Source organism: Sphingomonas antarctica (assembly GCF_965137005.1).
Lineage (GTDB): Bacteria > Pseudomonadota > Alphaproteobacteria > Sphingomonadales > Sphingomonadaceae > Sphingomonas_O > Sphingomonas_O antarctica.
Genome location: NZ_CBCRXM010000031.1, coordinates 1 through 5647, shown reverse-complemented (window position 1 = coordinate 5647; position 5647 = coordinate 1). Strand labels below are relative to the sequence as shown.

Below are 5647 nucleotides of genomic sequence, written 5' to 3'. Positions count from 1 at the left end.
GGCCATCAGCGAGGCCGTCCAGTGGGTCGTCTCGCCGGGCGGCTTCTCATGCGTTCGGGTGGCTACCCATGCGACAACCTCGGGGGTTAGAGCAGGGATACGCGACGGGCGGGTCTTGTCGGGACTGTCAGGAATTCTGTGCGCGAGGCCATAAGATGGAATGGAAAGGACCATCGATATGGCAATCGACAATGACACATTGGACCAACTGCTGGCGGGGCGTGATCCGCAGGATCTGTTTGCGAAGGACGGTCTGCTTGACGAGCTGAGGAAGGCGCTCTCCGAGCGCATGCTGTCAGCGGAGCTGGACGATCATTTAGAGAATGAGGGTGCCGCAGGCGCAATCAATCGGCGCAACGGGTCATCGAGGAAGACGGTGCTGACGGGCACGTCGAAGGTCACGCTGGCAGTGCCGCGTGATCGGGCCGGGACGTTCGATCCCAAGCTGATCGCCAAATATCAGCGCCGCTTCCCCGACTTCGACGACAAGATCATCTCGATGTACGCGCGCGGTATGACGGTGCGCGAGATCCGGGGGCATCTCGAGGAGCTCTACGGCATCGATGTATCGCCGGATCTGATTTCGACGGTCACCGATGCGGTGCTGGAGACGGTCGCCGAATGGCAGGGACGGCCGCTCGACACTTGTTACCCGCTGGTCTTCTTCGATGCGATCCGGGTGAAGATCCGCGACGAGGGCTTCGTCCGCAACAAAGCCGTGTACATCGCGCTGGGCATCCAACCCGACGGCACGAAGGAGGTGCTGGGCATCTGGATCGAGCAGACCGAAGGTGCCAAATTCTGGCTCAGGGTCATGAACGAGCTCAAGAATCGCGGCATTGCCGATATCCTGATCGCGGTCGTCGACGGCCTGAAGGGCTTTCCGGAGGCGATCAACGCGGTCTTCCCCGAAACCATCGTTCAGACCTGCATCGTGCATCTGATCCGGAACAGCATGAGCTTCGCGTCCTGGAAGGACCGCAAGCCGATCGCTCAGGCGCTTCGGAGCGTCTATCGCGCCGAGACGCCCGAGGCCGGCCTGGCAGCGCTGGAGGCGTTCGAGGAAGGTCATTGGGGCCGAAAACATCCGGCGATCGTGCAAAGCTGGCGGCGACACTGGGACCAGGTCATTCCGTTCTTCGCCTTCCCCGAGGGCGTGCGCCGGATAATCTACACCACGAACGCCATCGAGGCTCTGAACTCGAAGATCCGCCGTGCCGTCCGCACCCGCGGTCACTTCCCCGGTGACGATGGCGCGATGAAGCTGCTATACCTCGTGCTCAACCACGCGGCGGACGAATGGAAACGACCACCGCGAGTGGGGTGAAGCGAAGAGCCAGTTCGCCGTGATCTTCGGCGAAAGGTTCGTCATCTGACAAACACAACCGGCCTCGCGCACAAAATATCGGACAGGCCCGGTCTTGTCGCGCAGCAGGCCTTCCACCCCTTCCTGCATGAACCGCTCCTGCCAGCGCCAGACGCACGTCTTGGACGTGTCCGTCCGGCGCATGATCCCGCTGGTGCCGACCCCGTCAGCGCTCAGAAGCACGATCTCGGCGCGCCAGACGTGCTTCTGAGGGGCGTTGCGATCCTTGCCGATCCGCTCAAGACGCTCTCGGTCCGCGGACGTGAGGTCGATGACTATGCCACTGCGCATCCGCGCTCACTCGCACGGCCACACGCCACTGGGAATCCCTAATTGGACTCAACCGTCAGGCGAGAACCACTAGTCCTATCCCTGAGCGGAGCCCGCACTCCAAAACTTGCGGTCAGTGAAAGGGCAATTCCCGTCGCTTCTGAGCAGCGGTATTGTCGAACATGCACCACGCGCTACGTCCGGCCTCGATCGCCGTTGCCATCCGCTCAGCATAAGCATTCAGGCCTCGTCCGGATAGGACGGGCGATACATGGCTGGCAATCCGTGCAGTCGCCAATAGTTCAATCCCTGCCAGCCTCCGGGCGAGCCTGCTGCGGTCCCGAGTGCCGAGTCTGCCACGACGCGAGCCGCGCGCAGGCGCTGAAGAACCACGTTTGCCGGGGCTTCGAACCACGCGGCGTTTCGGGGCTTGCAGACGATCTCAGCATCGATCATGTCGCATAGACTTTTGAAGAAGCGGTCTGCGACCCGGGCGTCAAAGGCGAGTTTAGGTGGCAGCTGCACGAGCAGCGCGGCAAGCTTGCCGCTGAGCGACCCACGTCCTTGACGAGCTGCGCAATAAGTGTGGTGACATCGACCAGTTCAGCCTGGTGGGTGATCGTCTTGGGAATCTTCACAGCAGACCTGAAACTTGCTGGCACACTCGCTGCCCAGTTTGCCCAAGTCGACATCTGGTGTCGCCGGTGAAAGGAGGAGTTGACCTTAACCCCGCGGAACACTCGCGAATAGCGCTCCAGCGTTGTTCCTTCGGACGAGAAAGAGGGCGCGTCCTTGGTGGCTATACTCCACGCGCCGTTCCAATTACGGGATCCATGCGTCAACCAACGCCGAATCACCTGACGTGGCTGCACGCAGGAGTCCGCGGAGCACGACGTCTGAGCGCTACCGCCAAGCTGCGATTCGGCGGATGCAACACCCCAGCGGTTCAGCACAGCCTCGTTAGCCCGGCTGAACCCACGGGGGGCCTATCCTGCCTTTGGAGCGTTCACTTTCCCAGCGACGCCGCGTCCATATCGACCGCCACTTCGCGTGGCCAGAACCGCAAGTCGCGGCAAGTCCGGATGAACGCGGCCGCGTCCCTGGCCGTGGCCAAGAGCACGAATCCAGCGTCCAGCTCGGCAGGAATACGCGCAGCATCAAACAGCTTCTGGGCCTCGGCGACGTAGCCGATAAACTTGCAGTGTCCAAAGGCATCCGACACGAAATCCTTCGACGCCGCGTCCCCGGCAAGCATGGCAGCGCCTTCTGCCGAGGGCAAAATGGCTACCGCGTCAAACAATATTGACGGCCCACCATCGATTTTATGTTTGGCAGCGACTTGTGTTCCGTCGTTTAGCGTCACTCCGCCAATCTTCGGCGCGACTACTTCCCACGTTGCACCTCCTTCATCGAGTGCTTCCGTGAGCCCAGAGAAAAGGTCAGCATCCGAGCCGTCGGTGAGGAACAGACCCATCCTGCGGCCCTTGAAGCTCCCCGGGCCGTTGGCGAGGATGCTGAGCTTTGGCGACGGAGGCAGGTCCTGCGTCGGTTTGGCTGCCTTGGCCGCATCGGGAAGCGCCATGCCCAGCCCGTCCGCGACCGTCGCGGCGAGTCCGCCATCGATGTTGCGTAGGTGCGACACGGCGCGCGCGCGGATGTCGACCCGTTCGACCTTCGACAGTTCGAATACCAAGGCATCGCCGATATGCTTCTGCTCAATCGGCAGCTGACTCGTAAAGAACAGCCGCGCTTGGCTGTAATGATCAGCAAACGTTTCGGAGCGGATGCGCTGCTTGGTCGTCGGAGGCAATTCGGCGGCGAAGCTGTTGAAGCCCATTTCAGGGTTTTCGCGCGGGCCACCATCGGCACCCCAGCTGTTGGGCTCGTAATTGGCGCGCCCCACGGGGTTGCGCATCGCCATATGCCCGTCCTGCTGGAAATTCATCACGGGGCAACGAGGGGCATTGATCGGCAAGTGCGTGAAATTGGGGCTGCCGAGCCGCTTCAGCTGCGTGTCAAGATAAGAGAAGTTGCGCCCGTGGAGCAGCGGATCGTCCGAGAAATCGACCCCAGGCACGATGTTCTGCGTACAGAACGCGACCTGTTCGGTGTTCGCGAAGAAATTGTCGACGTTGCGGTTGAGCGTCATTGTGCCGACGATGCGGACCGGAATGTCCTCCTCGGGGATCAGCTTGGTCGCATCGAGGTGGTCGAAGGGTAGCTTGTCGGCGGTTTCCTGGTCAAACAATTGGACGCCCAGTTCCCATTGCGGGAAGTCTCCGCTCTCGATCGCCTGCCACATGTCGCGGCGATGGAAGTCGGGGTCGGCGCCATTGATCTTGACAGCCTCGTTCCACAGTACGGACTGCAGCCCCTGACGCGGTTTCCAGTGAAATTTGACGAAGGTCGACTTGCCCGCCGCGTTGACCAAACGAAAGCTGTGCACGCCAAAGCCTTCCATCGTGCGGAAGGAGCGCGGGATCGTGCGATCGGACATCTGCCACATAATCATGTGCCAGGCTTCAGGGCTCAGGCTGGCAAAGTCCCAGAAATTATCGTGCGCTGACTGAGCCTGCGGAAAGCCCCTGTCGGGCTCATCCTTGACGGCGTGAACAAGGTCGGGGAATTTGATTGCATCCTGGATGAAGAACACCGGGATATTGTTGCCCACAATGTCCCAATTGCCCTGCTGGGTGTAAAGCTTGACCGCGAAGCCGCGCACATCGCGCGCCAGGTCGAACGAACCCTTGTTGCCCGCGACTGTGGAAAAACGAACGAACACCTCCGTTTGCTGACCCGTCGTGTTCAGCACGTCGGCGGTGGTGAAGTCGGCCAAACTGTCGGTCAATTCGAACACGCCGTGCGCGCCATAGCCGCGCGCATGAACGACGCGTTCCGGAATGCGCTCATGGTCAAAGTGAAAGATTTTTTCGCGCAGGATAAAGTCCTCGAGCAATATCGGCCCGCGTGGGCCGGCCTTGAGGCTGTTTTGCCCATCGGCAATGGGCAAGCCCTGCTGTGTCGTCATGGTAAGCGCGGCGGTGGTGATCTGGTGCGTCTCGCCGCCATGGCCCAGTAGCTCGGCATAGCTGGTGGGTTGGTCGGCGGCAGGTGGAAGCTCGGGGGCTTTTTTGGGTGTCTCGCCCTTAACCTTGACCACGCCTTTGCTCAGTTTCTTCACCATCACTCTCCATTTTGGGTAGTCGGATGCCCCAAAAGCGAACGGGCTATACTTATGGTTCCAAGGCCTTTCCGCGCTGTTCGTCCGTGCCATCGGCATCGCCCGTGCCGAGACGAAGATCACCCTCGCGAACCTCGTCTACAACATCGACCGCCTGATCTTCCACGAACGACGTGCAGTCATGGGATAGCTGCGCCCGGCGAACGTGCTTTCCGGCCATCAGCAGCGGGAAGCGCCGCCTTCAAGCCGGCAAAGAGGCGCAGCACGCGCTCGTTACGACCCCGCCGCCACCAGCGACACGTTGATGTGGGTGCCCAGGTTGCTCTTTTTGGGAGCGGCCGGGGATGTTTGCCGTGGAGAGTTATGCCGCCGTTCGGCGCTTCGTATTCGTGGATGGTCGCAGCCGTCGCGAGGCGGCGCGGGTTTTCGGGCTGAACCGGGAGACGGTGGCCAAGATGTGCCGGTTCTCGCTGCCGCCGGGATATACGCGCAAGGAGCCCGAAGCTGGGGCCGCTGATGCCGGTGATCGATGCGATCCTGGCAGCGGATCAGACAGCGCCGGTGAAGCAGCGGCATACGGCCAAGCGGATCTTCGAACGGCTGCGCGATGAGCATCGCTTTGCCGGCGGATACACTGTGGTGAAGGATCATGTCCGGCTCTGCCGGGCGCGCGGGCGCGAGATGTTCGTGCCGCTGGCACACCTGCCGAGGGTACTGTCAAATCTATGGGGCAGCCGTTTTACTGTGTGATTACACAGTTCGTTCAAGCCGGAATATTGCGTTTATGATCACCAAGTGATCCCGCTATGTTTCGATAAGCGCCATCGTCA

Annotated in this window: 2 protein-coding genes and 4 pseudogenes; 2 read left to right on the top strand and 4 right to left on the bottom strand. The window is 61.2% G+C overall.

Annotated elements, in window-relative coordinates; genetic code table 11:
* Positions 1-178: 178 nt before the first annotated feature.
* Positions 179-1376: pseudogene (locus tag ACM9ME_RS15260) on the top strand (IS256 family transposase).
* Positions 1377-1411: 35 nt separating this feature from the next.
* Here the strand turns inward: ACM9ME_RS15260 and ACM9ME_RS15255 are convergent.
* The 4 genes and pseudogenes from ACM9ME_RS15255 to ACM9ME_RS15240 all read right to left on the bottom strand — a co-directional run.
* Positions 1412-1657, bottom strand: a pseudogene (locus ACM9ME_RS15255) (helix-turn-helix domain-containing protein); the annotation flags it as partial.
* Positions 1658-1876: 219 nt separating this feature from the next.
* A pseudogene (locus ACM9ME_RS15250) lies at positions 1877-2179 on the bottom strand (DUF72 domain-containing protein); the annotation flags it as partial.
* Positions 2089-2493, bottom strand: coding sequence for a DUF72 domain-containing protein (locus ACM9ME_RS15245; RefSeq protein ID WP_415644313.1), 405 nt, complete (start codon positions 2491-2493; stop codon positions 2089-2091). The gene ACM9ME_RS15245 and the pseudogene ACM9ME_RS15250, both read right to left, overlap by 91 nt.
* A 149-nt stretch (positions 2494-2642) precedes the next feature.
* A complete protein-coding gene (locus tag ACM9ME_RS15240) occupies positions 2643-4817 on the bottom strand; it encodes a catalase (RefSeq protein ID WP_415644312.1) in 2175 nt (724 codons plus the stop codon).
* Between the two features lie 344 nt (positions 4818-5161).
* Between ACM9ME_RS15240 and ACM9ME_RS15235 the strand changes: the two are divergent.
* Positions 5162-5525 (top strand): annotated as a pseudogene (locus ACM9ME_RS15235) (IS21 family transposase); the annotation flags it as partial.
* Positions 5526-5647: the final 122 nt, after the last annotated feature.